At 52.3% G+C, this 26,740-nt stretch carries 23 protein-coding genes; 14 read left to right on the top strand and 9 right to left on the bottom strand.

The window, feature by feature from the left end:
• Positions 1–51 precede the first annotated feature (51 nt).
• Positions 52–948, top strand: a complete 897-nt coding sequence (gene malM / locus GA565_RS14985; RefSeq protein WP_152199127.1) for a maltose operon protein MalM — start codon at positions 52–54, stop codon at positions 946–948.
• 94 nt (positions 949–1,042) lie between these two features.
• Here malM and malT read toward each other — a convergent pair whose 3' ends face one another.
• Positions 1,043–3,769 (bottom strand): HTH-type transcriptional regulator MalT, encoded by a 2,727-nt coding sequence (gene malT, locus GA565_RS14980; RefSeq protein WP_152199126.1) that lies wholly within the window; start codon positions 3,767–3,769, stop codon positions 1,043–1,045.
• Positions 3,770–4,073: 304 nt separating this feature from the next.
• Between malT and malP the strand changes: the two genes are divergently transcribed.
• Both malP and malQ read left to right on the top strand, forming a co-directional pair.
• Positions 4,074–6,479: a maltodextrin phosphorylase gene (gene malP, locus GA565_RS14975; RefSeq protein ID WP_193311918.1), complete on the top strand. Its 2,406-nt coding sequence runs from the start codon at positions 4,074–4,076 to the stop codon at positions 6,477–6,479.
• Between the two features lie 9 nt (positions 6,480–6,488).
• On the top strand, positions 6,489–8,576 hold the full coding sequence (gene malQ, locus GA565_RS14970) for a 4-alpha-glucanotransferase (protein WP_152199124.1): 2,088 nt from the start codon (positions 6,489–6,491) through the stop codon (positions 8,574–8,576).
• 83 nt (positions 8,577–8,659) lie between these two features.
• Here the strand turns inward: malQ and GA565_RS14965 are convergent, their stop codons facing one another.
• A complete protein-coding gene (locus tag GA565_RS14965; RefSeq protein WP_152199123.1) occupies positions 8,660–9,517 on the bottom strand; it encodes an NmrA family NAD(P)-binding protein in 858 nt (285 codons plus the stop codon).
• A gap of 134 nt (positions 9,518–9,651) precedes the next feature.
• Here GA565_RS14965 and GA565_RS14960 point away from each other — a divergent pair, with 134 nt between their 5' ends.
• Positions 9,652–10,560: a LysR family transcriptional regulator gene (locus GA565_RS14960; protein WP_152199122.1), complete on the top strand. Its 909-nt coding sequence runs from the start codon at positions 9,652–9,654 to the stop codon at positions 10,558–10,560.
• Here GA565_RS14960 and GA565_RS14955 read toward each other — a convergent pair.
• Complete coding sequence (locus GA565_RS14955) at positions 10,557–10,955, bottom strand: RidA family protein (RefSeq protein ID WP_152199121.1); 399 nt, start codon at positions 10,953–10,955, stop codon at positions 10,557–10,559. The genes GA565_RS14960 and GA565_RS14955 overlap by 4 nt on opposite strands.
• A gap of 156 nt (positions 10,956–11,111) precedes the next feature.
• On the opposite strand from GA565_RS14955, the gene GA565_RS14950 reads away from it, so the two are divergent.
• From GA565_RS14950 to GA565_RS14935, 4 genes are all read left to right on the top strand, one after another.
• Positions 11,112–11,696: a TetR/AcrR family transcriptional regulator gene (locus tag GA565_RS14950; RefSeq protein WP_152199120.1), complete on the top strand. Its 585-nt coding sequence runs from the start codon at positions 11,112–11,114 to the stop codon at positions 11,694–11,696.
• A gap of 191 nt (positions 11,697–11,887) precedes the next feature.
• Positions 11,888–13,045 carry an FAD-dependent urate hydroxylase HpxO gene (hpxO, locus tag GA565_RS14945; protein WP_152199119.1) on the top strand — a complete coding sequence of 386 codons (1,158 nt, stop codon included), beginning with the start codon at positions 11,888–11,890 and terminating at the stop codon, positions 13,043–13,045.
• A 146-nt stretch (positions 13,046–13,191) separates the two neighbouring features.
• On the top strand, positions 13,192–13,389 hold the full coding sequence (locus tag GA565_RS14940) for a hypothetical protein (protein ID WP_152199118.1): 198 nt from the start codon (positions 13,192–13,194) through the stop codon (positions 13,387–13,389).
• Between the two features lies 1 nt (position 13,390).
• Complete coding sequence (locus GA565_RS14935) at positions 13,391–14,152, top strand: hypothetical protein (RefSeq protein WP_152199117.1); 762 nt, start codon at positions 13,391–13,393, stop codon at positions 14,150–14,152.
• Between the two features lie 107 nt (positions 14,153–14,259).
• On the opposite strand, the gene GA565_RS14930 is transcribed toward GA565_RS14935, so the two are convergent.
• On the bottom strand, positions 14,260–15,651 hold the full coding sequence (locus GA565_RS14930) for an MFS transporter (protein ID WP_152199116.1): 1,392 nt from the start codon (positions 15,649–15,651) through the stop codon (positions 14,260–14,262).
• A 98-nt stretch (positions 15,652–15,749) separates the two neighbouring features.
• Between GA565_RS14930 and GA565_RS14925 the strand changes: the two genes are divergently transcribed.
• On the top strand, positions 15,750–16,613 hold the full coding sequence (locus GA565_RS14925) for a LysR family transcriptional regulator (protein ID WP_152199115.1): 864 nt from the start codon (positions 15,750–15,752) through the stop codon (positions 16,611–16,613).
• A gap of 25 nt (positions 16,614–16,638) precedes the next feature.
• Here the strand turns inward: GA565_RS14925 and GA565_RS14920 are convergent, their stop codons facing one another.
• Complete coding sequence (locus GA565_RS14920; protein ID WP_152199114.1) at positions 16,639–17,553, bottom strand: DMT family transporter; 915 nt, start codon at positions 17,551–17,553, stop codon at positions 16,639–16,641.
• A 137-nt stretch (positions 17,554–17,690) separates the two neighbouring features.
• Here GA565_RS14920 and GA565_RS14915 point away from each other — a divergent pair, with 137 nt between their 5' ends.
• From GA565_RS14915 to GA565_RS14905, 3 genes are all read left to right on the top strand, one after another.
• Positions 17,691–18,332 carry a glutathione S-transferase family protein gene (locus GA565_RS14915; protein WP_152199113.1) on the top strand — a complete coding sequence of 214 codons (642 nt, stop codon included), beginning with the start codon at positions 17,691–17,693 and terminating at the stop codon, positions 18,330–18,332.
• Between the two features lie 326 nt (positions 18,333–18,658).
• Entirely contained in the window at positions 18,659–19,486 is an 828-nt protein-coding gene (locus GA565_RS14910) for an MBL fold metallo-hydrolase (protein ID WP_152199112.1), read from the top strand.
• 176 nt (positions 19,487–19,662) lie between these two features.
• The gene (locus GA565_RS14905) at positions 19,663–20,166 is read left to right on the top strand and encodes a DUF1543 domain-containing protein (protein ID WP_152199111.1); all 504 of its coding nucleotides are present in this window, start codon (positions 19,663–19,665) and stop codon (positions 20,164–20,166) included.
• A 259-nt stretch (positions 20,167–20,425) separates the two neighbouring features.
• Here the strand turns inward: GA565_RS14905 and GA565_RS14900 are convergent, their stop codons facing one another.
• A complete protein-coding gene (locus tag GA565_RS14900) occupies positions 20,426–20,851 on the bottom strand; it encodes a cupin domain-containing protein (RefSeq protein ID WP_193311917.1) in 426 nt (141 codons plus the stop codon).
• A gap of 176 nt (positions 20,852–21,027) precedes the next feature.
• A complete protein-coding gene (locus GA565_RS14895; RefSeq protein WP_152199110.1) occupies positions 21,028–22,302 on the bottom strand; it encodes a Glu/Leu/Phe/Val dehydrogenase in 1,275 nt (424 codons plus the stop codon).
• Between the two features lie 381 nt (positions 22,303–22,683).
• On the opposite strand from GA565_RS14895, the gene GA565_RS14890 reads away from it, so the two are divergent.
• A complete protein-coding gene (locus GA565_RS14890; RefSeq protein WP_055780613.1) occupies positions 22,684–24,123 on the top strand; it encodes an amino acid permease in 1,440 nt (479 codons plus the stop codon).
• Between the two features lie 18 nt (positions 24,124–24,141).
• Here the strand turns inward: GA565_RS14890 and GA565_RS14885 are convergent, their stop codons facing one another.
• Positions 24,142–25,029 (bottom strand): LysR substrate-binding domain-containing protein, encoded by an 888-nt coding sequence (locus tag GA565_RS14885; RefSeq protein ID WP_152199109.1) that lies wholly within the window; start codon positions 25,027–25,029, stop codon positions 24,142–24,144.
• A 106-nt stretch (positions 25,030–25,135) separates the two neighbouring features.
• On the opposite strand from GA565_RS14885, the gene GA565_RS14880 reads away from it, so the two are divergent.
• Positions 25,136–25,855, top strand: coding sequence for a sulfite exporter TauE/SafE family protein (locus GA565_RS14880; RefSeq protein ID WP_152201528.1), 720 nt, complete (start codon positions 25,136–25,138; stop codon positions 25,853–25,855).
• A 100-nt stretch (positions 25,856–25,955) separates the two neighbouring features.
• Here the strand turns inward: GA565_RS14880 and GA565_RS14875 are convergent, their stop codons facing one another.
• Positions 25,956–26,702 (bottom strand): SDR family oxidoreductase, encoded by a 747-nt coding sequence (locus GA565_RS14875; protein ID WP_152199108.1) that lies wholly within the window; start codon positions 26,700–26,702, stop codon positions 25,956–25,958.
• Between the last annotated feature and the right edge of the window lie 38 nt (positions 26,703–26,740).

Here is a 26,740-nt window from a genome sequence, read left to right as displayed (position 1 = left end):
TTGCAGTCAGGGCCTGCTCCACGCTTCATCGTGTTTATTAAGGAAACAATAATGAGAAAAAGTCTGCTGTCACTCTGTTTGTCGCTGAGCCTGCTGGCGGCAGCACCCGCGGGGGTGTTTGCCGCTAACGGCGTTGAGAACACTACGCCGGTTATTTCGAGTCAAACTTTACATAATCTTTCATGGACGCCGCTGGTTCCGCCGGTCACACAGGACGTCACGCTGGGCGAGGGGAGCGCTAAAATTAATCAGGGCGATATTCAGGGGGCCGTGGCAGCATTTGCCGTGCCTGCTGACAGAGGTTCACTGGAAATCACGCTAACCAGCATCGCCACCGGAAAAACGGTGTATGCGCCAAACGTGTTAGTGCTGGACGAGCAGATGCATCCGGCGGCATTTTATCCTTCAAGCTATTTCCCCTATATGAAGCCGGGTATTGTTTCAAGCGATCGCCTCGAAGGCACGTTGAAGCTGACGCCTGCGCTGGGACAGAAGCAAATATATTTACTGGTGTATACCACCGAGCAGGATTTGGCCGCCACCACCCAAATGGTGAACCCGGCTAAGGCCTACGCGGCTGGCGTAGGCAACGCGCTGCCGGATATTCCAGACCCGATTGCTCGCCACACGCCGACCGGCACGCTGAGTATTAAAATTAGCGCCGAACAAAAAACCGGTAACGTGATGATTGGTCAACTGTTCCCTTCTTCGGCACCGGCAGCTGCTGCACCGGTCGTGGTGGGCAATACCCAGCCTGCGGCTCCGGCTCCTGCACCGATTAAAAATGCAGAGCCGTTGCTCAGTGATTCAGAGCGTTATTTCAACGACTCAATAAGAAAAGCAGTGAAGGGCGGTAACATCGACAAGGCGCTGAAACTGCTGGATGAGGCGGAAAGACTGGGATCAAAAACGGCACGTCAGACCTTTATCGACAGTGTGAAACACTAAGAATATTCGCTGGCAACAGGGACAGTAAAAACGCACCGAACAACAGTCGGTGCTTTTTTTTATCCGTAATTTCATCTATTAAGGTCGGAAGGGACTAGGCGCAGTAACCCATCACCTGCAGCAAATGCTGCGCCTGTTGAATGGCTTGCTGACGATGCACCACGCCCAGTTTCTGATAAAGATTGCGGATGTGGGTTTTGATGGTGGTCGCTGCAACCACCAGTTCGGCGGCAATTTGGTCATTGCTGTAGCCCGAATAAATCAGTCCCAGCACCTGCCATTCGCGCTGAGTGAGCGGGCTGGTGCGGATAAGCTCCGGCACCTGCGGATGGGTCAGTAATTTACTGACGAATTTTTCGTCAAAGTTGGCAAACTTATGGCGATGATGCTGATTGATTTCACGCAAAATCAGCTGAGCACGGCGCTGTTCAAGCACCGGCAGCAGATTTAGCTGTAGCAGGTGGCGCAACTGCTGGGCCATAATTTCGCCTTCAATCACAAAGTGACTGATAAATCCGGTGCGATTCGCCAGCCCAAGCGCCTCAATCAGCACACGCTGTGCCTCACTTTTCCTGCCAGTGTGCCAATAAAGCAGATTGCTGAGCAGCAAATTCCGGTTCAGGTCGCTGGTGAGACGCAGCTGTCGTGCATTTTCATTAAGCTCGTCGAGCACCACTTCAGCTTGCTCAAACTGTTCAAGTAAAATCTGCACGCGGGCAATATTGCGCCACTGGCCCTGCTGGAAGTGGTTATCGGCCATGTCGGGTTTACGTGCTAGCTGAAGCCACTGGCGGGCGGCCACTTTATCGGCGGTCATCTGCCAGTAAATCACCCGCGGCTTGTCAGTATTGGTTAACCAGTCGATGTGATACTGCCCGGTTTTCAACAAGTTTTCACAGCGAGTAAGATAGTGGTGCGCGTTATCGAGTTGGCCACGCGCCAGTGAACATTTCGCCAGCATCGCCAGACACTGCAGCTGCTGCGGTTGCTGAAAGTTGTTTAATACTTCCAGACCTCGGCGGGCGGCATCTTCGGCATCGTCGAGTCTTGCCCACGACCAGAGCAGCTGCGAGCGCAGGCGCAGCAAAAATTCGTGCATCGGCAACTGTTCAAGGTGCTGTTCGCTGACCAGTTCAAAGGCGCGATCCTGCGTTTCATAGGCGGCCTGCAAAAAGCCCTGAGCAATCAGAATTTCGCTTTGCTGCAGCAGCGCCCACAGCGCATAGTGGTAAGACTCATGACGACGCGCGATCTGTTCTGTTTGCTGCATCAGCGGCAGGGCGCGGCTTAAATCACCTTTACAGTGCTGGATTTCTCCGGTGACCGACGTCGCGACAATGCGGCTGTAATAACTCTCATACGGCAGAAAGCGCAGTGCCTCAGTGGCCAATTTTTCTGCCTCATCCTGTCGGCCGTCGTTGATGGCAACCTGGGCGCGCAGGGCGTCAAACTCTGCGGTCAGGTCCTGTTCCATCACGATATTGCGCTGCATCATCTCGCTCTCTGCCCTTACCAGCAGCGCCTCAACCTCGGCATAGCGATGCTGGCTCTGTGCCAGCCAGGCCTGCAACAGCACCAGTTTAGGGTTTTGAATCAGCCGATCGTACGGCAAGGCATTTAAACACTGTTCGAGCAAGGGCAGCTCACTTTGATTGAACAGCGCCCAGGCGTGCTGCAGCAAAATATCGCGCAGCAGGTCCAAGTCGTCAGCGCCCAGCGCATGATGAATCGCCTCGGCGGGAAAACCCTGTGTCAGCCAGCCCTCCGCCGCCGCACGGTGAATTTTAGGCAATTCGCTGGCCAACTCCCACTGGCAACGCTGGCGCAGAAAGGAGCTGAACAGCGGATGAAAATTGAACCATTCGCCGTTGTCATCCATGCGGTGAATAAACAGACCCTGGCGCTCAAGCTCCTCGAGGCGCTGCTGGCCGTTGTCGCCACCGGTCAGCTTAACTATCAGGGCATCATTCATCGAATGCAGTAAGGAGCAGCGGAGCAAAAAATCGCGGGTGGATCCATCAACGCGGTCAAGCACCTCATCCACCAAATATTCGGATAGATGGCTGGCATTCAGCCCGGCAAGTTTTCGTGCCGACTGCTGGGTTGACTGCTGTGAAGAGTGAGTAGACTGCCGCGCCGAAAGGGCGATCAGCTGCAGCGCCGTGGCCCAGCCCGCGACTTCATCGCACAGCCGATTGCTGTCGGCGTGGTCAATAGGGTCTTTTAGGCGACAGTCAAAAAACTGCTGTGTTTCATGGTGGTTAAAAGCCAGGTGGGTGGCGTTAAGCTCGAGCAGTTGCTCGCGCACGCGCATATTGGCAATACCCAACTGCGGCAGAGTGCGAGAGCACAGCACCAAGAGAACATTTTCGGGCTGATGACGCAGAAAGAAGCGCATTCCTTCATGAATCGCATCATTCGTTATTAGATGGTAGTCATCAATAACCAGCAGCAGCGGGCCGTGCCAGTCAGAAAGCTCCACGAACAGTTGCGCAAACAAAGTGGAGAGACTGGCATATTGATGCTTCTGGCTCAGCGCTTCACTTTTTACACAGTGGCCGCCGCACGCCTGCTGCACGGCGGCAATCAAATAACTGGCAAACCGCTCAAGCTGATTGTCGCCCTCATCCAGTGAATACCAGCCCAGACAATTTTTGCCCGCCGCCCAGTGGGCCACTAACGTCGTTTTGCCGTATCCCGCCGGGCTGGTCACCAGCATCAAACGGTAGTTCGGTGCCGTGGCAAGCTTGGTCAGCAAGCGATCGCGAACTACACTATTTTGCTGCCTAACCGGGCAACTCAGTTTTGAAGGGATCAGCATTTTTCAATCCTTTGATAAAAATCTGGGAGGGGCGTAAGGAATTATTTCATAGCGCGTAATTAATGTTTCTAAACTCCGCTTTTGAAATATTTATTGCAACATTATTACCTTATTTCATGTTGTTAAGTTGCTCTGCATCACACTTTTAAGCCACGTAGTTTCCGAAATTTTTCTGACCCTAAATTTCAACCCGCTAAGCCCCGTGTCTCATCCCTGACTAATCCCCGATGGGATGATGCTCCACCGGCGAAGAACCCGCAGCATAGTGAAAATTTCTTTAAAGGTTTCCGAATAAAGAGGGCAAGTGATGCAAGTGACTTTAGATAAAGCGCAGTTTGAGGCCGCATTAAAACGCCAGTGGCAGGGATTTGGTTTACAGCAGTCGCAGGATATGACGTCACACCAGTGGTGGCTTGCTACCAGCGCGGCGCTTGCAGAACAGCTTCGCGCACAACCCTTGCCCAAGGCGGAGAATCAGCCGCAGCGCCACGTAAACTATATCTCGATGGAGTTTTTGATTGGCCGACTGACCGCCAACAATCTGCTTAATCTCGGCTGGTACGACACGGTGAGCGAGTCTCTCAAACAGCAGGGCGTAGCCTTGGCCGATATCTTGGAGCAGGAAACCGATCCGGCGCTGGGCAACGGGGGACTCGGACGTTTAGCGGCCTGTTTTCTGGATTCGATGGCGACGGTGGGCCAACCGGCGATCGGTTATGGCCTGAATTATCAGTACGGCCTGTTTCGTCAGTCGTTTGATGATGGCCAGCAGCAGGAGGCGCCGGACAACTGGCATCGCGAAAATTATCCGTGGTTTAGCCGCAACAGTTCACTGTCGGTTGACGTTGCTTTTGGGGGATCGCTGGTCAAAAATGAGGACGGAAAAGAGCACTGGCGTCCGGCATTTAGCCTGCGCGGTGAGGCTTGCGACCTGCCGGTGGTGGGTTATAGAAACGGCGTGACTCAGCCACTGCGTCTTTGGGAGGCGACCGACGTTCATCCGTTTGACCTGACGCTGTTTAACGACGGTGAATTTCTCAAGGCCGAGCAGAAAGGTATCGACGCCGCCAAGTTAACCAAAGTGCTGTATCCGAATGATAATCATCAGGCGGGAAAACGACTTCGCTTGATGCAGCAGTATTTCCAATGTGCCTGCTCGGTGGCCGATATTTTACGCCGCCATCATTTTCTGGGTCGCAAAATTGAGGATTTGCCTGAGTTTGAGGTGATTCAGCTTAACGACACCCATCCGACCATTGCGATCCCCGAGCTGTTGCGCATTTTGCTCGACGAGTACCAGTTGGAATGGGACGCCGCCTGGGCCATCACCAGTCGGACCTTTGCCTATACCAACCATACGTTGATGCCCGAAGCGCTGGAATGTTGGGACGAAAAACTGGTTAAAAGCCTACTGCCTCGCCATTTTTCATTGATCAAGGCGATTAATGCCCGTTTCAAAAAAGTGGTTGAAAAACAGTGGCCAGGTAACAAAGCGGTGTGGGAAAAGCTCTCCGTACATCAGAATAAACAGGTAAGAATGGCTAACCTGTGCGTGGTCAGCGGCTTTGCGGTAAACGGCGTTGCGGCGCTGCACTCTGAGCTGGTGGTGAAAGACCTGTTCCCGGAATACCATCAGCTGTGGCCCAATAAATTTCACAATGTGACCAACGGCATTACGCCACGTCGCTGGCTCAAGCAGTGCAATCGCGCACTGTCGACGCTGATTGACACCACGCTGAAAACCGAATGGGTCAATGACCTCGACGCGCTGAAGGACCTCGAAAGTCAGGTTGATAACGCCGATTTTTGCCGGCAATACCAGCTCATTAAGCGTGAGAACAAAATCCGCCTGGCCGAGTACGTTCACCGCACAATGGGCATTACGCTCAATCCGGAGGCTATTTTTGACGTGCAGATTAAGCGCCTGCACGAATATAAACGCCAGCATTTGAACCTGCTGCACATTTTGTCGCTCTATCGCCAACTGCGCGATAACCCGCAGCTGGATATCGTGCCCCGCGTGTTCCTGTTTGGGGCCAAAGCGGCACCAGGTTATTACCTCGCCAAAAATATCATCTTTGCTATCAACAAGGTGGCGGAAAAGATTAACAATGATCCGCAGGTGGCCGACAGACTGAAAGTGGTGTTCATCCCCGATTATCGGGTTTCGGTAGCTGAGCTGATGATCCCGGCCGCCGACGTGTCAGAGCAGATCTCTACCGCCGGTAAAGAGGCCTCCGGTACCGGCAATATGAAGCTGGCACTGAACGGAGCACTGACCGTCGGTACGCTCGACGGTGCCAACGTCGAGATTGCAGAGCAGGTCGGTGAAGAGAACATTTTTATCTTCGGTAATACGGTCGATCAGGTGAAAGCGCTGTTGGCGAAAGGCTACAACCCGCTTGCGCTGCGTAAAAAAGATGCCCATCTTGATGCCATTCTTGGCGAGCTGGAAGACGGCACCTTCAGCAACGGCGATAAGCAGGCATTTAGCCTGATGCTCGACAGTCTGCTGGGCGGCGGTGACCCTTATCTGGTGTTGGCGGACTTCGCCGACTACTGCGCGGCGCAGAAAAAAGTCGATGCGTTATACCGCAATCAGGATCAGTGGACGCGCACGACCATTCTTAATACCGCGCGCGTCGGCATGTTTAGCGCCGACCGTTCTATTCGTGATTATCAACAACGGATTTGGCAGGCAAAGCGATAAGGAGATGCAATGGAGAACAAAGCACTGGAACAGGCTGCCAGAGAGGCCGGTATTTCCTCGGGGTTCATCAATGCCCACGGCAAACAGCAGGCGATAGCTGCCGAAACCAAGCGTGATCTGCTGGCGGCGATGGGCTGGGAGCCCGGCAGCAGTGCGCAAGTAACGCCGGTGCCTGTGGTTAAAGTTTTTGTGACCGGCAATCGCTTGGCGCTGCCGGTAGCCGGTGATGGCGAATACGGCTGGAAGCTACAGCTTGAAACGGGCGCGACTCAGCAGGGTCGCGTAAGCGGAAAAATGACCTTGGCGCTGCCGGCAAAAATCCCTGAGGGTTATCATAAACTCACCCTGACACAGGGCGAGCAGCATTGGGATTGCCGAGTTATCGTGGCGCCAAAACGCTGCTATGAGTCCGATGCCTTGCTGTCGGGCAAAAAGTTGTGGGGCGCCTGTGTGCAGCTTTACACCCTGCGCTCGGCCAACAACTGGGGCATTGGCGATTTCGGCGACCTCAGTGTGATGCTAAAAAACGTCGCCGAACGTGGAGGGGCATTTGTTGGCCTTAATCCGATCCACGCGCTGTATCCGGCAAATCCGGTAGCCGCCAGTCCTTACAGCCCGTCGTCACGCAGCTGGTTAAACGTTATTTATATTGATGTCGGCGCACTCGACGATTTTACGCGCAGTGAACAGGCGCAACAGTGGTGGAATTTGCCACAAACTCAGCAGCAATTGCGGGACGTGCGCGCCAGTGACTGGGTCGACTACGAGCAGGTGATGGCGTTAAAACTTACGGGGCTGCGGCTGGCCTATGCGCAGTTCCTTGGGCGTAAAGCGCACGACCCGCTGGTGAAATCACTGGCTCATTTCGTCAAAAACGGCGGGGAAAGTCTGTATTTACAGGCGGCGTTTGACGCCCTGTATCAGCATTTGGCGCAGGAGAATCACGTCGCGCTGGGTTGGAACCGCTGGCCGGAGCAGTATCATGATGCACGCGGTCCGGCGGTCAGAGCATTTTGCGAGCAGCACGCCCAAGACGTTGAGTTTTATTTATGGTTGCAGTGGTTGGCAGAAACACAGCTTGCCAAAGCCTATAAGCTCAGCCAGCAGCAGAGCATGTCGATAGGGCTGTATCGCGACCTGGCGGTTGGCGTGGTCGAAGGCGGGGCGGAAACTTGGAGCGACGGCGAGCTGTATTGTCTGAAAGCCGCCGTGGGCGCGCCACCTGATATTCTCGGGCCTTTAGGGCAAAACTGGGATTTACGCCCGATGGACCCACACGTGATGGTTAAACGCGGCTATCAACCGTTTATCGACCTGTTGCGCGCCAACATGACGCACAGTGGTGCATTGCGCATCGATCACGTCATGACTCTGCTAAGACTTTGGTGGATCCCAGCGGGAGAAACGGCGGATAAAGGCGCCTACGTACATTACCCAGTTGACGATTTGCTGGCCATTTTATCACTCGAAAGCCAGCGCCACCGCTGTATGGTGATAGGTGAAGATCTTGGCACCGTGCCGGTAGAAATTGTCAGCAAGCTGCGCGAGTCCGGCGTTTACTCGTATAAAGTGCTCTATTTTGAGCGTGATGAAGAGAGTAATTTCCGCGCGCCGCAGTCGTATCCGGTTCAGGCGATGGCAACCATTACCACCCACGACCTGCCCACGCTGCGCGGCTACTGGCAGGGCGACGACCTGGCGCTGGGCAAAACGCTCGGACTTTATCGTGATGAAGAAGTGTTGCAGGGACTTTATGCCGATCGCGCCCGTGCGCGGCAGGGGTTGCTCGATGGTCTTCACTATTACGACTGCATTGCGAAAAGAACCGGGCATCAGGCTGAGATGATGGAAATGACGCCGGTGCTCAACCGCGGTTTGCAGCGCTACGTAGCCGACAGTGCCTGCGCGCTGCTGGGGCTACAGCCCGAAGACTGGCTCGACATGTCGGTGCCGGTTAATGTGCCTGGCACCAGCGACGAATACCCCAACTGGCGGCGCAAACTTTCGCACAGCCTTGAAGAAATGTTTGCCGATGATCAGGTCAACAAGCTTATTAAAGATCTCGATAAACGCCGCCGCAAGGTATCAGTAAACTGAAACTGGTGTGAAAACAAAAATCCGGAGTCAGTAATGGCTCCGGATTTTTTTAAGCTTTAGGCCTACTTCGTTTTAGCCAGACGTTAGCCCAGCATGCCGCGCAACACGGTGGTCAGCTCAACCTCGCCAATCACCCGGTTCGCAATATCCCCCTCAAAGCAGATCCACTCCTCATTGAAACCGTCGATCATCTGGATGCGCGGCAGGGGATGGTTGGCGCCCTGTGCGCGAAATAGCGCTTCCCACGTTTCGCGTGGCACCGCAGAGGCGGCAACCTCATGCCCTAAAACGTCCTCAAAGGCGTGGGCCAGGTCATTAGGTGAAATACGCACCGGACCTTCAAGCTCGATGATACGTTTCCCCGTCCAGGTTTGTTGCATTAACTCGGCGGACACACGCCCCACGTCGGCGGTTGCTACCATCGGCACCGGCTTGTCGAGCGGCTGCAAATAACTGTCGATAACGCCGTTATGACGCGCGTTTTCAATATCGAGCGCCGAGTTTTCCATAAACCAGCCCGGACGCAGGAAGGTGACAGGCAGGTCTAGCTGGTTTAAGGACTCTTCCATTAGCGTGCGTTGGGTCAGTAAATTGGTCTGCGTCGCCTGCGCGCCAATAGTTGAAAGACACACCACCTTTTGCGGCCTGGCAGATTCAAGCGCACAGAATACGGCGGCGATCACTTTTCTTGCTTCGGGAAAACCCGGCTCGGGATCGAAATCTGACGGCGGAAGAATAAACACCGCTTCTGCCCCCTTAAAGGCCTTACTGAGCGCGGCGGTGTCGTACATATCCGCGACGGCAATGTCGCATCCCAGCGCCTGCCATTCGTCTGCCTTACGCGGGTCACGTATAACCGCGCGCACCGCCTGACCACGGTTAAGTAAATTGCGTGCTACCGCGCCGCCGACTTTTCCGGTAATACCTGTAATGACGTACATTCTGTGGTTCCTTAAATGGTGTGAATGACGAAAGGGATGCCAGTGCACCTGTGGAAAGGAGTATAGGGTGTGTTTTAAGTTGACAGAATGCACACTGATGCATAACTTTAGTGACTTTTAAGCACGAGTGAACGATGAGTTTCGACGGAAGACTGCTTGCCAACATCAACGTATTAGCCGCTATTGTGCACAGCGGCAGCTTTGCGCGTGCCGCTCAGGCGCTTAGCCTCTCACCGTCTGGCGTTAGCCGCTCAGTGAGCCGACTCGAAGCTAGCATCGGTATACGGTTGTTCGACCGTACTACGCGAGCAGTCACACTCACCGATGAGGGGCGACGGCTGTACGAGGAAATTAGCCCGCTTTTGGCGGGAATCGGCGACGCCGTCAGCTTGGCGTCGGGGGCTTCTACCGCCGTTCACGGACGGCTTCGCGTTAACGTCGATGCTTATTTTTCGCGCAGAATACTCGCGCCGCACCTCAGTGAATTTCTGGATAAATATCCGGGGCTGTCGCTTGACGTTATGGTGCTTGATCAGCTGGGCGACATCGTGGGAGAAGGATTCGATATTGCCGTACGTTTTGGCCAACCACCTTCATCATCGCTTATTGCCCGCAGGCTGCTCGAGACTAAAACGGTGACCGTCGCCTCGCCAAAATATCTAAAAAAACACGGGGTGCCGCAAACGCCGGCCGATTTGGCCAGCCATTCATGCATTCAGATGCGAAGTTCAATGACAGGGCTGCCGTTGGAGTGGGAGTACACTCAAGAGGGAAAAACAGCGCCGGCCAAAATTACCAGCCGACTGCTGGTTAACGAGTCTGAAACTTTATTGACTGCCTGTCTGGCGGGCGCGGGTATAGCGCGAATGAAAGCCGAAGGGGTGCGTGATTTAATTGCCCAAGGCCTGCTGGTCGAGCTGCTGCCCACCTGGACGGGTGAGAAATTCACTCTTTACGCACTGTACCCGTCGCGACATTTACCGCCTGCCAAGGTGCGCGCCTTCATTGAGTTTGTGCAGCAGCTTGTTGCGGCACAGTCTTAAGACGCCGGTGGGATCCTCGCGATGACTTTGATTTCGAAGTCAAAACCGGCCAACCAGTTTACGCCGACGGCGGTCCAGTTCGGATAAGGCGGTTCTCCAAAGGCCTTGAGTCTGACCGCGTTGAGCGTTTCCCACTGGTTGGCGGGGTCGGTGTGGAAACTCGTGACGTCAATGACGTCGTCGATTGTGCATCCGGCTGCGGCCAGTACTGCCACAAGATTCTCAAAGGCGAGCTGGACCTGTTTCTCGAAAACGGGGTCGGGCGAGCCGTCCTCTCTACTGCCGACCTGTCCCGATACAAACAATAAATCGCCTGAGCGAATAGCCGCCGAATACTTATTAATTTCATACAGTGCCTGGCGACCGGCGGGGAAGATGGCTTCACGTTTACTCATGGATTAGCTCCTGTTAGAACACGTTTTAGGTTTCAGCTAGACATCTGACAAGGGGGGAAATCGGTGTTAACATACGCTGCGTATGTATTAATATCCTACATACGTGGCGTATGTCAAATAACATACGTGGCGTATATTATTGCGGGAGAGTGAAAAGTGGCAAAAAAACGTGAGCAGAAAGTCGAGGAAACTCGCGCTAAACTCATTCAGGCCGCGCGTAAAGCCTTTGCAGAAAAGGGCTATGCGGCAGCCTCGATGGATGAATTAACGGCAGAAGTGGGCCTGACGCGCGGCGCGCTTTACCACAACTTTGGTGATAAAAAGGGCCTGCTGCAGGCGGTTATCGACCAGATGGATCTTGAGATGCTGGCGCGTCTGCACAAAATTCAGGCACAGGCAGACGATGCGTGGTCGGGATTTTTGGCCGAAAACATCACCTATATCGAGATGGCGCTGGAACCTGAAATCCAGCGCGTTATGCTGCTAGACGGCGCGGCGGTGCTGGGAGACCCCTCGAACTGGCCGAATCAGAATGCCTGTTTGCGCAGGGCGGCAATCACCATCCAAACGTTGATTGATGAGGGAACCTTGAAACCTGTCGATCCCGAGGCAGCGGCGCGCTTGCTCAACGGCGCTGCGCTTAATGCTGCCCTGTGGATTGCGGCAGCGGATGACCCTCATGCCATTTTAGAAAAAGCGATTGATGCTTTTCGCCTGCTGGCCGCGGGGTTGAAGGCCTAAAGCACGCACCGCTTTGGTTCGTTGCTTTAGAAATGTGCTTTTTTATGGTGCGTATTTTTTCGTGCTGTAACGATTGTTTCAATTGGCCTTGTATACAACGATTGTATACAAAGGCTTGGCGCGATTTTGCCTTCAGTAATCAATCTGGTACAGAAATTGCTTTTTCCTAAAGAGACCTTAAGGAGAAGCAAATGAAAGCTGTGGTGATTGGTGGTGGAATTGGTGGGACGTGTGCGGCAATCGCGCTTAAACGTTTTGGGATCGAAACTGCGGTCTTTGAGGCAGTAAAAGAGATCAAACCGGTGGGCGCGGCGATTTCCATCTGGCCTAATGGCGTGAAATGCCTGAATTATCTCGGCATGAAAGATGCGCTGCGCCAGCTTGGCGGACAGATGCGCTACATGGCTTACAATGATTACCAGCAGGGCCAGACCCTAACGCGTTTCAGCATGGACCCGCTGATTCAATGCGTAGGCGAACAGCCGTATCCGGTGGCGCGCGCCGAGTTGCAGGCGATGCTCCTCGACGCCTATGGCCGCAACGACGTGCAGTTTGGCAAGCGTGTGACTCACGTTGAAGAATCAGCGAGTGGCGTAACGGCGTGGTTTGACGACGGAACTTCCGCCACCGGTGACCTGCTGATTGCCGCCGACGGCACGCATTCTGTGATCCGTAAACACGTGCTGGGCTACGCTACCGAGCGTCGCTATGCAGGTTATGTTAACTGGAACGGTCTGGTCGAGATTGACGAAAGCATTGCTCCGGCCGATCAGTGGACCACTTTCGTGGGGGAAGGCAAGCGTGTTTCGCTGATGCCGGTGAGCGGCAACCGATTCTACTTCTTCTTTGACGTGCCGCTGCCAAAAGGGTTGGCGCAGGATCGCAGCACGGTGTGCGAAGATTTGCAGGGTTATTTCGCGGGCTGGGCGGAGCCGGTACAAAAACTTATTGCTCAAATTAATCCGCAAACCACCAATCGGGTTGAAATTCACGACATCGAACCCTTTGAGAAACTGGTTAAGGGGCGCATTGCGCTGCTGGGTGACTCGGCTCACAGCACCACCCCGGACATTGGGCAGGGTGGCTGCGCGGCAATGGAGGACGCGGTGGTGCTGGCGACCATGCTGCAAACCAATTCGCTCGGTATTGAAGATGCGCTGTTGCGCTATCAGGAAAAACGCGCCGATCGCGTTAAAGACCTGGTGCTAAAGGCCCGCAAGCGCTGCGATGTCACCCACGGCAAAGAGATGGCAGTCACCGAACAGTGGTATCGGGACCTCAAACAGGAAACCGGTGAGCGTATTCTGGCCGGCATGTGTGAAACTATTCTTGGTGGGCCTCTTCAGTAACCTCTCTCGCGTGAGTGTGGGAATGTCATTCGGCATTCCCATTGCGTATTTTCCTAAATTTCCCCTTCAAGATAAAACCGTCAACTATCTTATGGATAGATGCGATATCGCCTGCCATGCTTATTAATTAATCCATGGAGGCCGCGATGCATAAATTCGTATTATCAATATTTTCCAGCCCTGAATCGCTGCTGCAGGTGTTGAGTCGACGCGACGTTGAGGAAGCGATTGAGGAGGGCGAGCGCATTATTATCAACGAGGATGGTGTTGCCTCGGTAAATATCAAAAGCAATGAAGTGAAAGAGGATTTCCAGCGGCACGTTCAGGCACTCAGGAGAGTTTAAGATGGGAACAGCTGTCTTTATGGTACTGATGGTCTGTGGTTACTGGTACACCAGCCGCGACCTGTCGACCCGCTTTAAATTTAAGCGCACCTTTGGCTGGGACGTCTATTTTCTGGTCGCCTTATATGGCTGCATTTTTGTCCTGCAGGGTTTGGTTGCTACTGCATTGATTTGGTTAGTTCTTTTTATCGCTTCCGGCATTATGAATCTGACCTCATATTCACTGGCGGACCGCTATCACCACATGCAAATGGACTTCATCAACTGGAGCTTTCTGGGTATTCAGGCTCCCGTGGTGATTATGCTGACCCTGGCGGTTATATTCTGTATTTATCGCTCTAACTGGGCGGGCAGTGCGCGCTTAAACAGCGCGGGCAGAAAAGAACTCTACAAAAGGCTAACCCATTCAAACGGCGTTGAAGGATTGCTGTTTCAATGTATGGAAGAGGGGCATTTGGCATGGATCACGTTGAAATCTCGACGTATTTATATTGGCATGGTGCACACTGCATCGTTCGAAAATAGCGCGACCGCCAACGTGGTGATCGTGCCCATGCTCAGTGGTTATCGTGAAGGTAAAGCCATGAGTCTGTGCATAGAGCATAACTACAGCGCGTGGTACGACGAACATGACATCTCACTGGATTCGTCTCCGCGCTCGGCAATGGATTTTCGCAAGGTGATTATGGTCGAGCAGATTGAAAGCCTCTCACTGTTTGACGCGGCCAGCGCCACGGCGCTGTCGATAAGACAGGATCAGTAGGGTAATCCTGCTGTGCGATAAGCCACGCTGCCCGGTGTGGGCAGCGTTTCATAAGGCAGAGGCTGCGGGGACTGACTGTCAGCGGGGTTAAGTTTGCAACTTCTGTTTCACTGCCTCCCAACCGCGCGCGTCCAGCCCTTACGCGCTGGCAAGCCCTGTATGGCTACGCCTGCGGCAACAAGCAGAAGCAGGGCAGAAACAATCACCACCTGTTCGAATCCGTACATAAAAAAGGTGGGCTGTTGATTGCGTACCAAAAAGCCAAATAGCGCGACGCCAATGACTCCACCTATCTGCCTTGAGGCATTCAGCAGGCCAGAGGCGATACCAGCCTGCTTGCCCGCCACTGCCGCCAGCGCAGCGTTGGTAATGGTGGGAATGGTCAGGGCAGTGCCGCCACCAGCAATCAGCATCGGGATAACCAGCAACGGATAAGATGCGACCACAATGCCGGGTAAAAACAGTGCATAGCCGCAGGCCGAGATGAGCAAGCCACTCACCGCGAGAGTTCTCGCTCCCACCTTCGTCACCAAACGTCCCGCCGTGATATTGAAAACAACCAAAACCCCCATCATCGGCAAGAAGGCCATACCGGTTTGCAGTGGGGTAAACCCGCGAATAAACTGAAAATAAAGGCTGAGGGTAAACACCGTGCCATAAAAAGTCAGATTAGCCAGCAGTCCAATGATCGTTGCGCTGCGCAGGGGGGCGTTACGAAATAAACTGAGCGGCAACATCGGTGAAGGGCTGCGTGCCTCAAGCCACAGAAACACAGTGCCCAACAAAACGAAACACGCAAACGCGACGGCAATCAATGGGTTTTCCCAACCCAGACTGCTCGCCTCTGTCAGCGCAATAGTGAGCGCCGCCAGTGTGAGTGCGCCGGTTATCTGCCCCGTAATATCGAGGCTTTTCGTGGGCTGTACCGGTGAAGTTGGCGCATAGCGGCCGACAACCCATAGGCCCAGCAGGCCCAGCGGGAGATTAATCAAAAAAATACTGCGCCATCCGATGCTGGTTATCAGCAGGCCGCCTATGACTGGGCCTGCCGCCAAGGCTATTCCGCCCGATGCCGCCCACCAACCCACGGCGCGGCTTCTTGCCTCATCATCTAAAAATACCTGGCGCAGCAGCGAAAGCGAGGCTGGCACTAATAGTGCCGCGCCCAAGCCCTGAACAACTCGCGCTGTAATCAGGGCTGAAAGTGTGGGAGCAAGCCCGCATCCCGCCGAGCCAAGGGTAAAAATGGCGAAGCCAACCATAAAAACGCGCTTAGCGCCCAGTCGGTCTCCCAGTGCCCCCGCTGTTAACAATAGCGCGGCAAAGACCAGCGCGTAGGCATTAACAATCCATTGTAAATTATTGATTTTTGTGTGAAATTTTATGTGCAATGCCTCAAGCGCCACGTTGACCACGCTCACGTCGAGAAGGACAATGATAAAACCGAGGCATGCGGCAAATTGTATAAAGCGCAGCTGCCGATGGGATTGATTATGCATAGATGGCTCACCTGATAATAAGATTGAGCAATCATAGGTTGAAATCATGCGTGCGAAAATTCAGTATATGCACATGGCAGACTGGGAAATATGCACAGATGTTTGACTGGCAAGATTTACGATTCTTTCTCGCCGTGGCGCAGGCCGGTAGCCTGTCGGGCGCGGCGCGGGCAATGCATGTCGATCACGCGACGGTAAGCCGTCGCCTGAATCTGCTGGAAGAGAAGCTGCAGGTGCGGTTGGTCGACAGACAACCTCGCGCCTGCCTGCTCACGCCGCTGGGTGAACAGGTGGCTCAGTTAGCCGCCCAAATGGAAGTCAGTGCGTTTGCTGTCGAAAGAGCGACTCGCGCTGCACAGTTACCGCTGGTGGGCAAGGTGTCGGTCAGTGCCCCGCCAGTGCTGGCGGCCAATTTTTTGGCAAAACAATTGTTTGCTTTTCGCCAGCGCTATCCGGATATTCAGCTTTCTATTGCCAGTCAGGTACAAAGTGTTTCACTCAGCCGTCGTGAGGCCGACATTGCCGTGCGCCTGTTTCGGCCTACCGAGCAGAGCAGTGTGGCGCGCAAGATTGGTTTAATGCCGTTTGCGCTTTACGCCAGCAAAGATTATGAGCATGCAAAAACGCCCGAAAGCTGGGAGTTTATTGCCTACGATGCATCGCTTTCGGAGATGACCCACCAAAAGTGGCTGCTTGAAGTAGCAAACGGTCGGCGAGTTGTGTGCGAAGTCAGCGATATCACCAGTCAGTGCGTGGCGGTGCGCACCGGTATTGGCGTCGCCGGACTGCCGTGCTTTCTGGGCGACGGTGACCCTCAATTGCAGCGTTTACGTTTTGATGGCGAGGCGTTTGCCAGAGAAATCTGGATAGTGGTTCATGCGGACCTGCGGCATACGCCGCAAATCCGCGCAGTTATGGACTTTATTATTGAGGCCGTTAAGGCACAGTGGAGCAACGATTGAACGATAAGAGCATTGAATCTGAGGCTTACTTATCGGCCAGGCTAATAATCTCCACGCGCTTTTTATCAGGACTCACTGCTAACCACACGGCAATACAAATAATCACGCCGCCGAAGATAAAGCCGGAGTTAATCTCTTCGCCTAGCACTAAATAACTCCAGAAAACGCCAAACGGCGGGATCAGAAATGTGACCGACAGCGTTTTGAGTGGCCCAATATCGCTGATGAGGCGGAAATAGAGGATATAGGCCACTGCTGTACAGAGTAGACCAACCCCCAGCACGCTGCCCCACACCTCGGGCTGTGCCCAGTTCACCGCCGGTCCGAATGCAAGGGTGTAGCCAAAGAAAGGCAGAAGGAACAGGGTTGCACCCAGTTGGCTGCCGAAGGCGACTATCGTGGGCTCAAGACCTCCCTTGTCTGAAATCCATTTTTTAGCCAGAAAACCGGCTACGCCATAGCAGGCGGTGGCAATAAGGCATGCTATTACGCCCCACACCAGGTCAGCGGTCGAATGCATCTCTCCGGTGGACGTTATCAGCACTATCCCCGCGAGTCCAAGAAACACGCCTGCCCACTTCTTGACGTTCAACGTGGCGCCAAAAAAGGAAAAACCGATCACCGCGCCCATCAGTGGGGTGGTGGCATTTAAAATGGCGGAGTATCCCGCAGGCAGCCAGCGGGCGGCCAGGCAATACATCAGAAACGGCAAACCCGAGTTGATCGCGCCAAGCAGCAGCGCTTGCCGAGTTTTGCCGTTAAAGGCTATCTTTTTTCGCATCATCAGCAAAATAATAGCCAGTCCGCTACAGCCGAAAAGCACCCGTAGAAACGCGGTATTAATCGCTCCAAATTCAGGTGCCGCAATACGCATAAACAGGAAACTGGCTCCCCAAATGGCAGCTAACGTCAATAATCTTATAAAGTCGGGCACCTTCATGTTGTTTCCTTACTTTTTGCGATAGCCGGTTGACACTCTTCAGCCGTAATAGAGGTATAGTTTAGCGGCCTGTGGCACAGAGAAAATAGCACAGGTAGATGCGGTAATGGATAGGGTAATAGTTAACCGGAGGCGTTGTGCTTAAAATTTGGGGCAGAAAGACATCATCGAACGTGCAGGCTTTGATGTGGTGTGTGGGTGAATTGAATTTACCTTATGAACGTTATGATATCGGTCATCGTTTTGGCGGCAACGATACGCCGGAATTTTTAGCGATGAACCCCAACGGTACCGTGCCGGTATTGCAGGACGGTGACGATGAACCGTTGTGGGAAACCGGCGCCATCCTGCGTTATATCGCGAGAGTGTATGGCAATGAGGCTTTTTGGCCGTCGAGTGCGGCAGAGTGCGCGCAGGTTGATAAATGGACGGAATGGGCCAAAGTCAGCGTCTCGCACAGCTTTACGGCCCCGCTTTTTTGGCGAGTAGTGCGAACCGCCAGCAAAGACAGAGACCAACCAGCCATCGATAACGCAATGAAGGTATTGAATAAATTTTTAGATGTTGCCGAAGTCCAGCTCAGCAAGCACGCCTATATTGCCGGTGAGGGTTTTACACTTGCCGATGTGCAGTTCGGGCATATTCTCTACCGTTATTTTGACATCGATATTGAGCGCGAATCGTTTCCGGCCCTGGAGCAATACTATGAACGACTGAAGCAGCGTCCGGCTTTCGTCGAGCATGTGATGGTTTCTTATGACGATCTCCGGGTGAAGTGATTTAAAATCGAAAACAGCCATTTCGTTCAAGATTCTAGATCAAACAAAGGCCATATAACGGCCCTGTCATTCACGGTTTCTCTCTTCGATACGGTGCTATTTATGCCACGTGCATGAGACTTTCTGCATTTCATTTGACTCGGCACTTTACGCGCGCGATAAGCGTAATTTTTAGCTTCTTATGTTTTACCTCGTTAGCTCACTTTGGTAATGATTAACTGCACTATCTTCAGTAAATTAAAGGAACTACTCTGTTGTCATTTGAGCACTATGGTGACGTATGTGCTCATTATGTTGATACCTGTCAGTATTAATTGGAGTTCCTCATGTCTCAAACCTCTATTACACATGCTTTGGGCCAGGCTACGGTCGCTAAAATATTTGAAACTACGCTTGAATTTGGTTCAACCTATCTCTTCCCCGACTGGGCCGACGACACGCCTGTTGTGCCGCTCAGTGTGCACAGCTGGTTGGTGAAAAATGAAGGGAAAATATATTTGATTGATGCTGGAGTGGGCAAGGGCAAGACCCGCGCCTCGGCGTTATTCAATCATCTCGATAACCCTTATTTAGAGCGATTGGCCGAGCAGGGTGTAACTCCTGATCAGGTCGATTATGTCTTGATGACGCATATTCATACTGACCACGTAGGTTGGAATACAACTTTCAAAGACGGTGAATGGCAACCCACTTTTCCCAATGCGCGCTATGTGTTTCCTAAAGAAGGCTATGAGTTTTATCTCACCGAAGAAGGCCGAGCCGTGGCGGGATATGCTGCTTTTACCGACAGCGTTGCGCCAATCGTTGCCGCCGGTTTAGCCGATTTTATCCCCGCAGCGGGGGGAACGGTAGACCAACATTTTGAATATATTCCCACGCCCGGCCACTGCGTGGGTCATATGTCGATCCGTTTTAGCTCCGAGGGAGAGCAGGGATTATTTGCCGGAGACGTGATGCATTGTCTGGAACAGGTTAAAAACCCCCAGTTAGTCTCGGTATTTTGCGTAGATAAGCCCCTGGCGATAGAGACTCGCCAGCAGATTCTGGAACAGATGGCACAGAGTCACACGCTGTATTTCAGCTCTCATTTTGAAGGCAGCTCCGTCGGCTACGTTAACCGTGAAGGCGACCATTATCGCTGGCAGCCGGTTTAAGCAAAATATTAAATATCGTGCATTTATTACGGTGGCTCTACTCTCCGCCACCGGTAAATAAGAATAGAAGATGCTAAATTTTTGCTAATTATCTAATCGCTATATTATTTATTATATAGCGATTGTAAGGTACTGTCTTACCCCATTGAAGGCGTAATATTTAAGAGGAACTCAGATTGTACCTGTATATGTTTTACTTAGGCGGCAATGCCGGAAGATCAAATATTGAAGTTCACGATATTCAGTTTGTAGCAGCCGAGCAGCCGGAGCATGCTTGGCCTGCGCTGCGTGAAGCATGGTTTGGCGACGCGGATAAAGTGCACATTGATGGTTATGCGCGTATTAATTGGGCGGACGGCTATGCCGTTTCACTGTCGGCGACGCCTGCGGCGGACGATAAAAAGCTGTTTTTTGTTAATGCCGGTGCCTATGACCCTTCGACGTTGGCTGAATTACACGCCTTTGATTTGTTTGTCGCCCGAGATGCACAAGAGGCTAAAGTCAGAGGAGTAGAGTCTTTGCTTAATGGTGCACTGCATCAGCATAAAGATAATCTTAAAGACGTGGATGATTGCATTCTGTTGGATAAAATCGGCGATCTTTATGTGCATTTAACCCCGAGCAGTCACGGTAAAGCTTTCAGACCTGAGTGGCAGGGCTACCAGCCTATTGGGCTCTAACCCTTATTTTAGCCTCTGTTAATCCAGAGGCTAATGTTTGAGTATGCTGGGGCAGGGTGCGGAATGACCATTTTTTTACCGTTAGGCTATTTGCTGGTCTGATGGTGGATTGGGCAGACATCGTGGGATATTAAAACGCTGGCTTCAACGTTATTGACCCGGCTGTTTATTCCTTTGCTGATCGTTTTCAATATTGCCATACACTTTAGCAGCATGAGCGGCATCATTATTGCCACCGCTCTATTATCAGGACAGTTTATTATTGCTGTGCAGCGATAACGTCAATAATCACTAACGGCTCTTTGCCCGTGTTGCTTAATCCGTGTGATTCGCCTTTGCGGACAATAGTAATATCACCGGCTTTAACCGGATAATCTTTACCGTCGGTGTCTTTAAATGTGCCAGTGCCAGAAACAATCACATAAGCATCTTCATTATCTTTATGCTGGTGATAGCCAATCGAGTCACCCGGTTTGAGGGTCAGCCAGCTTAGCTCTTTAATTGCCTGATCGGGCTTGGCTTTATCGCGTGTAAAGGCAAAAGCCGCATCCACGTTACCTTTACCGCCGCCCAAGCCTTTCTTTTCAACTTTTTGCTGTTGTTCTTTAGTAATGACCTGCGCATTTGCCCATGAAGCCGGTAATAACGCGGCGATACACAATAATGCAGTTGTTAATTTACGCATAAATTTCACCCAGTTATTATAAATCCATTATTTCAGGCACCCTGTTGCTGCCTGATTTTTCCTGCCGTTCTTTATGCCAGAAAAAAGACTTTTCCACATTGCCAAAAAGTGACATCAACAAAAAACGCCACCCGCAGAATAGACGTGTGGCGTTAATCAGAGACTAGAATGGGGTATTAGCCAGGATAAATACCGCGATCTTTACGCGCCATCAGAATTCGCTCACAGGCCACAATATAGGCCGCCGTGCGCAGCGAACAATCCTTCTCTTTTGCTTTGTCCCAAACGTGAACCATGGCGTCGGTCATGAGTTTGTCCATACGCACATTAATCTCGTCTTCGCTCCAGAAGAAGCTGGCCATGTCTTGTACCCACTCAAAGTAGCTGACCGTCACACCGCCGGCGTTGCACACCACGTCTGGCACGACAATTACGCCGCGCTCGGCTAAAATGTCGTCGGCCTCTGGGAAGGTTGGGCCGTTGGCACCTTCAAGTACCAATTTACAACTGAGCAGCTGTGCGCGTTCGCGGGTGATTTGTCCCTCGAGTGCCGCAGGAATAAGAATATCCATCGGCGTAGTCCAGAAGGCTTCGCTGTCGATTTCCTGTGCACCCGGGAAGCCTGCAATTTGTCTGTGCTGGATTTGCCACTCACTCAACGCCGCCATATCGATGCCGGAGTCATTAAACAAGGTTGCCGTATGGTCTTGAATTACCACGATCCGTGCGCCGATTTCGGCAAACAGGCGAGCGGCTTCGCTGCCCACGTTACCAAATCCTTGAATCGCCACTCTTGCGCCTTCAGTTTCAATACCTGCGCGGCGTGCAACTTCGCGTCCGGTAACAAATACCCCGCGGCCGGTGGCTTTTTCGCGGCCTAGTGAGCCGCCGAGATGAATCGGCTTACCGGTCACAACGCCGGTGATGGTGGTGCCGTGGTTCATGGAATACGTGTCCATGATCCAAGCCATAACTTTGCTGTTAGTCCCGACGTCCGGTGCCGGAATGTCTTTCTGAGGCCCGATAATGATGCCAATTTCGCTCGTGTAGCGGCGAGTCAGTCGCTCCAGCTCACCGTCAGACAGCGCAAAGGGATCAACGCGAATGCCGCCTTTCGCTCCGCCATAAGGCAGATTCACGGCCGCACACTTGATGGTCATCCACGCCGAAAGCGCCATAACTTCGTTGAGATCAACACCAGGGTGGTAGCGGATACCGCCTTTTCCCGGGCCGCGCGAGAGGTTGTGCTGAACGCGATAGCCTTCAAAATGACGGATCGTACCGTCATCCATTTGCAGGGGAATATCTACGATCAGCGCGCGTTTCGGATGACGTAGGGTGTCTATCCAGCGTGAAAGGTCACCGAGATAAGGGGCGACGCGATCGATTTGACGCAGATAGGTTGTCCAGGGAGATGTACTGCTTTCTGACGCGTAAGATAACTTTTCCATAAAAAAGCCTTTTTAAATAAAGTCATTTATTTTGTGAAGCTGAGGAAGAGAAGTGCATTTCACTATGCGGTGATAATGTTATCAGCTTTTATAAAGAGTGTTTATGGACGACAACGGCAAATTGCTTATTTGTGATCGGTGAGGCATTCAATTAGTGAATAGTTATACAAGAAATAGAGACCTCTAAGGAGTGAATATTTATGCAGTTTATATTCATTAAAGTGACTAATAAACTTTTTTTTCCCAATTATCAGAACTTTGAGACCGGTCAAAAAGTGAATGAAATGATATTTTTCAGTGTTGACTTTGTTAAAGCTCAACGCCAGCATGCATCCTGAACTCGCCGCTCCATGACTTTTCTGCAAGGCTAAAGGAATTGCAATGACCCTCGAGAAAATAGAACGACAGGAAAACGCTGCCGGTAAGCTTGATGCCCCTGAGAAACTGCACAGGGGCCTCAGTGAGCGTCATATTCAGATGATTGCCTTAGGGGGGGCAATTGGCACGGGTCTCTTTATGGGCGCAGGGAAAAATATCGCCGTTTCCGGTACTTCCATTTTAATCATCTACATGCTGGTTGGCTTTTTCATGTACATGGTAATGCGGGCTATGGGTGAGGTGTTGCTTTCGCGTCTCGACTATCGGTCGTTCGCGGATTTTGTCGCGGATTATCTCGGACCAAAAGCCAGTTTTTTTCTCGGCTGGTCCTACTGGTTGAGCTGGGTTGTTACCTGTATTGCCGACGTGGTGGTGTGCGGCGGCTATATGCAGTACTGGTTTCCGCATATGTCAGCCTGGGCGCCGGCGCTGTTCACACTCGGGCTGCTTTGCCTGTTCAACATGCTGTCGGTCAAGATGTTTGGCGAGGCGGAGTTTTGGTTTGCTCTGATCAAAGTGGTGACCATTGTGGCGCTTATCTTGACCGGTGGCTGGATGATTGCGACCGGCTGGACCTCTCCGGACGGTGTACGCGCCTCAATGCATCACCTTAGTGACCCAGAAGTGTTTATGCCGCACGGCATTGCAGGTTTTTTGGCCGGATTCCAAATCGCTATTTTTTCTTATACCGGCATCGAACTGCTAGGCACCATGACCGCGGAGACCAAGGATCCGCAGCGAATTTTGCCAAAAGCCATCAATGCGCTGCCGCTGCGGATCATTATTTTCTATATGCTGTCGATGACAGTGATTATTGGCGTAACGTCCTGGGGGGCTATCTCGCCCGACGTTAGTCCGTTCGTGATGCTTTTTGCCAAAGCCGGGTTACCCGCTGCGGCCGCCGTGATCAATTTTGTTGCTCTGACCTCGGCTATGTCGTCGGCTAACAGCGGCGTTTATTCCAGCACGCGTATGCTTTATGGCCTGTCTATCGAGAAACACGCCCATTGGCAGTTCCGAATCCTTTCGAGAACCACGTTAATCCCCATACGCAGCCTGTTATTCTCTTGTTTTTGCATGCTCAGCGGCACACTTTTACTGTTTTTAGTGCCGAACGTGATGACGCTGTTCACTATCGTTTCTACTCTGGCAGCAATTTTGGTGATTTACAGTTGGGCGATGATCCTGATTTCTTATCTGGTTTATCGCAAAAAGCGCCCTGATTTGCACGCCGCATCCTCATTTAAAATGCCTGCGGGTATTGTGATGACTTGGCTCAGCCTGGCGTTTTTTGCCTTTACGATTGTCATTATGCTGTTCGACCCAGACACACTTTCTGCACTTTGTGCCACGCCGCTGTGGTTCATCATGCTGTTCATTTTTTGGAAAATGAAGCAAAGAAAAGAGCAACAAATGACGACGGTAATCAACAGTCAGGCATAGAGCTGAAGTGACGGATTATTATTCCTCAGAGAGTCCGTCCTGATTGACCAGCCAGCGTTCAAAATCTTGGTGTAAAACGGTTTTCTGCACCCCAACTGGCGTCAGCGCCTGATACAGGCACGGCGCCACGGTGTTTTGTGTAAACAGCGGAACAAGATTACCACGCGCAATTTCGGTAGACAGCGTCTTGATCGGTCCTAGACCGACGCCAATCCCTTCAAGCATCGCGTGCAGCGAAACGTGAAAATGATCGTAACGTCTAAAACCGCTTACCGGCATTTGTTGCAGGCCCGCCGCGGCAAACCATTGATTCCAGTGGCCTGGGCGAGTCAACGTCTCAATCCGTGGGCACAACAAAACATCTGCTGGTTTCTCAATGGGATAGCGTTTAAGCAGCGCCGGTGAGGCCATTAGACAATGCTGGTCCTGCAAGAACGCAATGGCCGAATACTCCACCGCGCTGATTTCTCGACGAATTAACAGGTCATAATGACCGATAATATGCAGCTGTTCGGTATTGGCGGTGGATATTTGCAAATTAGCCTGTGGGTAACGGGCGTAAAAATCGTCAATTCGTGGGAGCAGCCACTTTAAACTCAGGGTAGTTGGCACGCTGATGTTAAACACATTATTCCGCCCGCCGTTTCCATAACGCAGCGCAATATCAGAAAGCGTGTCAAAGGCGCTACCGAGTTCACGGGCCAGCGTCAAGGCGTAGGGGGTAGGTACACGCCGCTGACCCTCCTTGCTGAATAAATTTACCCCAAACCACTTTTCAACCACCTGAATTTGACGGCTTATCGCGCCGTGAGTGATGCACAGCTCTTTGGCCGCTGCGGTATAACTGCCTGCATGACAGGCAACCAGAAAAGCCTTCAGCGCTGTCAGGGGAGGAAGAGGGTGCATTTACTGTCCTTTAAAGTCACGGTTATGTGATGTTTTAGCACGAGTATTGTAATTTTTTAACCGCTAACATCGCGTTAATGAAGACTTGCAGGAAATAAATTCGGTGATGTATCTCGTTATTATCTTGATTGGGGTTCTGGCTGGGACCCTTAGCGGCGTAGTTGGCACGGGGTCATCCATCATGCTGTTACCGGCTTTGACCTACACTTTTGGCCCCAAGGCGGCTATTCCTATCATGGCCATTGCCGCTATTATGGGCAACGTGTCGCGGGTGATTTTATGGCGCAAAGAGATCAATTATAAAGCATTTATGCTTTATGCCATCCCCGGTATTCCTGCGGCTGTTCTGGGGGCAAACACGCTATGGGTCATGCCGGTTGAATTATCAAACCTCTGTATCGGACTGTTCTTTTTGCTGCTCATTCCCCTGCGTCGATGGGCAAAAGCACAGGCCTTCACGTTGACCAGTGTCCAGTTGGCGCTAGTCGGGGCGGTGGTCGGATATTTGACCGGCGTGGTGTTCTCAACCGGTCCGATAACGATCCCTATATTTGCCGGATACGGCCTAGTCAAAGGCGCGTTGTTATCTACCGAAGCCGCCGCCTCATTTGCTATCTATTTGGCTAAAGCCTCAACCTTTGAAGCTATCGGCGCACTGCCCGCATCGGTATTTATTTGCGGCATTTTGGTCGGCAGCACCTTGATTATGGGCACCCTGATAGGCAAAAGATTTGTGCTCAGACTTTCAGAAAACGTCTTTAATCGGTTGATTGACGCCATGCTGCTGATTGCCGGAGTTTCTTTGCTGTGGGATGCGGTGGTGTAGTTTTTTGATAAAACGGCGTTACGGTTTTTTCTCGGACGAGTAACCCAAAGCCTAACCATTGGCTTCGGGTTACGGTATTACTGACTTTACTCTCAATACGCTAAAGGCTCTGTGCGGCAAGTGCAACGGCGTCGGCACCGGCGGGGATGCGCATGGGGGCTGAAGGGTCGTTTACCGCCTGCCACACCGCGTGCGCCACGTCGGCCGCGTAGGTAACAACGGCAGTGTTTTTAGCGTTGGCAAAAAAATTCGCGGCAAAAGCCTCATACGGCTCGGGAAAGACGTTTTGCATTCTCGATGCCGCATTTTTGCCAAAATCGGTGGAGGGAGCCAACCCCGGCAGCACCAGACCCACCCGAATATTAAAGGGCGCGAGTTCGAGCGCCAGCGATTCTGTAAAGGCATTAACCGCGGCCTTGCTGGCGGTATAAACGGCAAGCAGCGGGATCGCTTTTAGTGTGACCGTAGACGTCACGTTTATAATCACACCTGATTTTCGCTGTCTGAACTGTGGAATAAACGCCTTACACAGCGCCATTGTGCCAAAAGTATTGGTGTTGAAAATATCACGAGCGAGATCCATTGAGGTACCTTCGATAGCACTCAGCAAGCCAATACCCGCATTGTTGACCAGTGCGTCAATGGGACCGGCGGCTTCAACCGCGTGGTGAATGCTTTCTGCGTCGGTCACATCAAGGGCAAGCAGGCGCAGGTGTTCGGAGCGCGGCAGCAGGTCTTCACGCGGGGTACGCATGGTGGCAATGACCTTCCAACCTTGTTTTAAGAAATAGCCTGCGGTCTCTAACCCAAAGCCGGAGGAACAGCCAGTAATCAGCACAGTTTTCATTATAACTCCTGAAGATAAATCGTTAGAACTTGACTCTA

Origin of the sequence: Rouxiella sp. S1S-2, from assembly GCF_009208105.1 — a bacterium.
Lineage (GTDB): Bacteria > Pseudomonadota > Gammaproteobacteria > Enterobacterales > Enterobacteriaceae > Rouxiella.
This window is presented reverse-complemented; position numbering and strand designations above follow the sequence as displayed.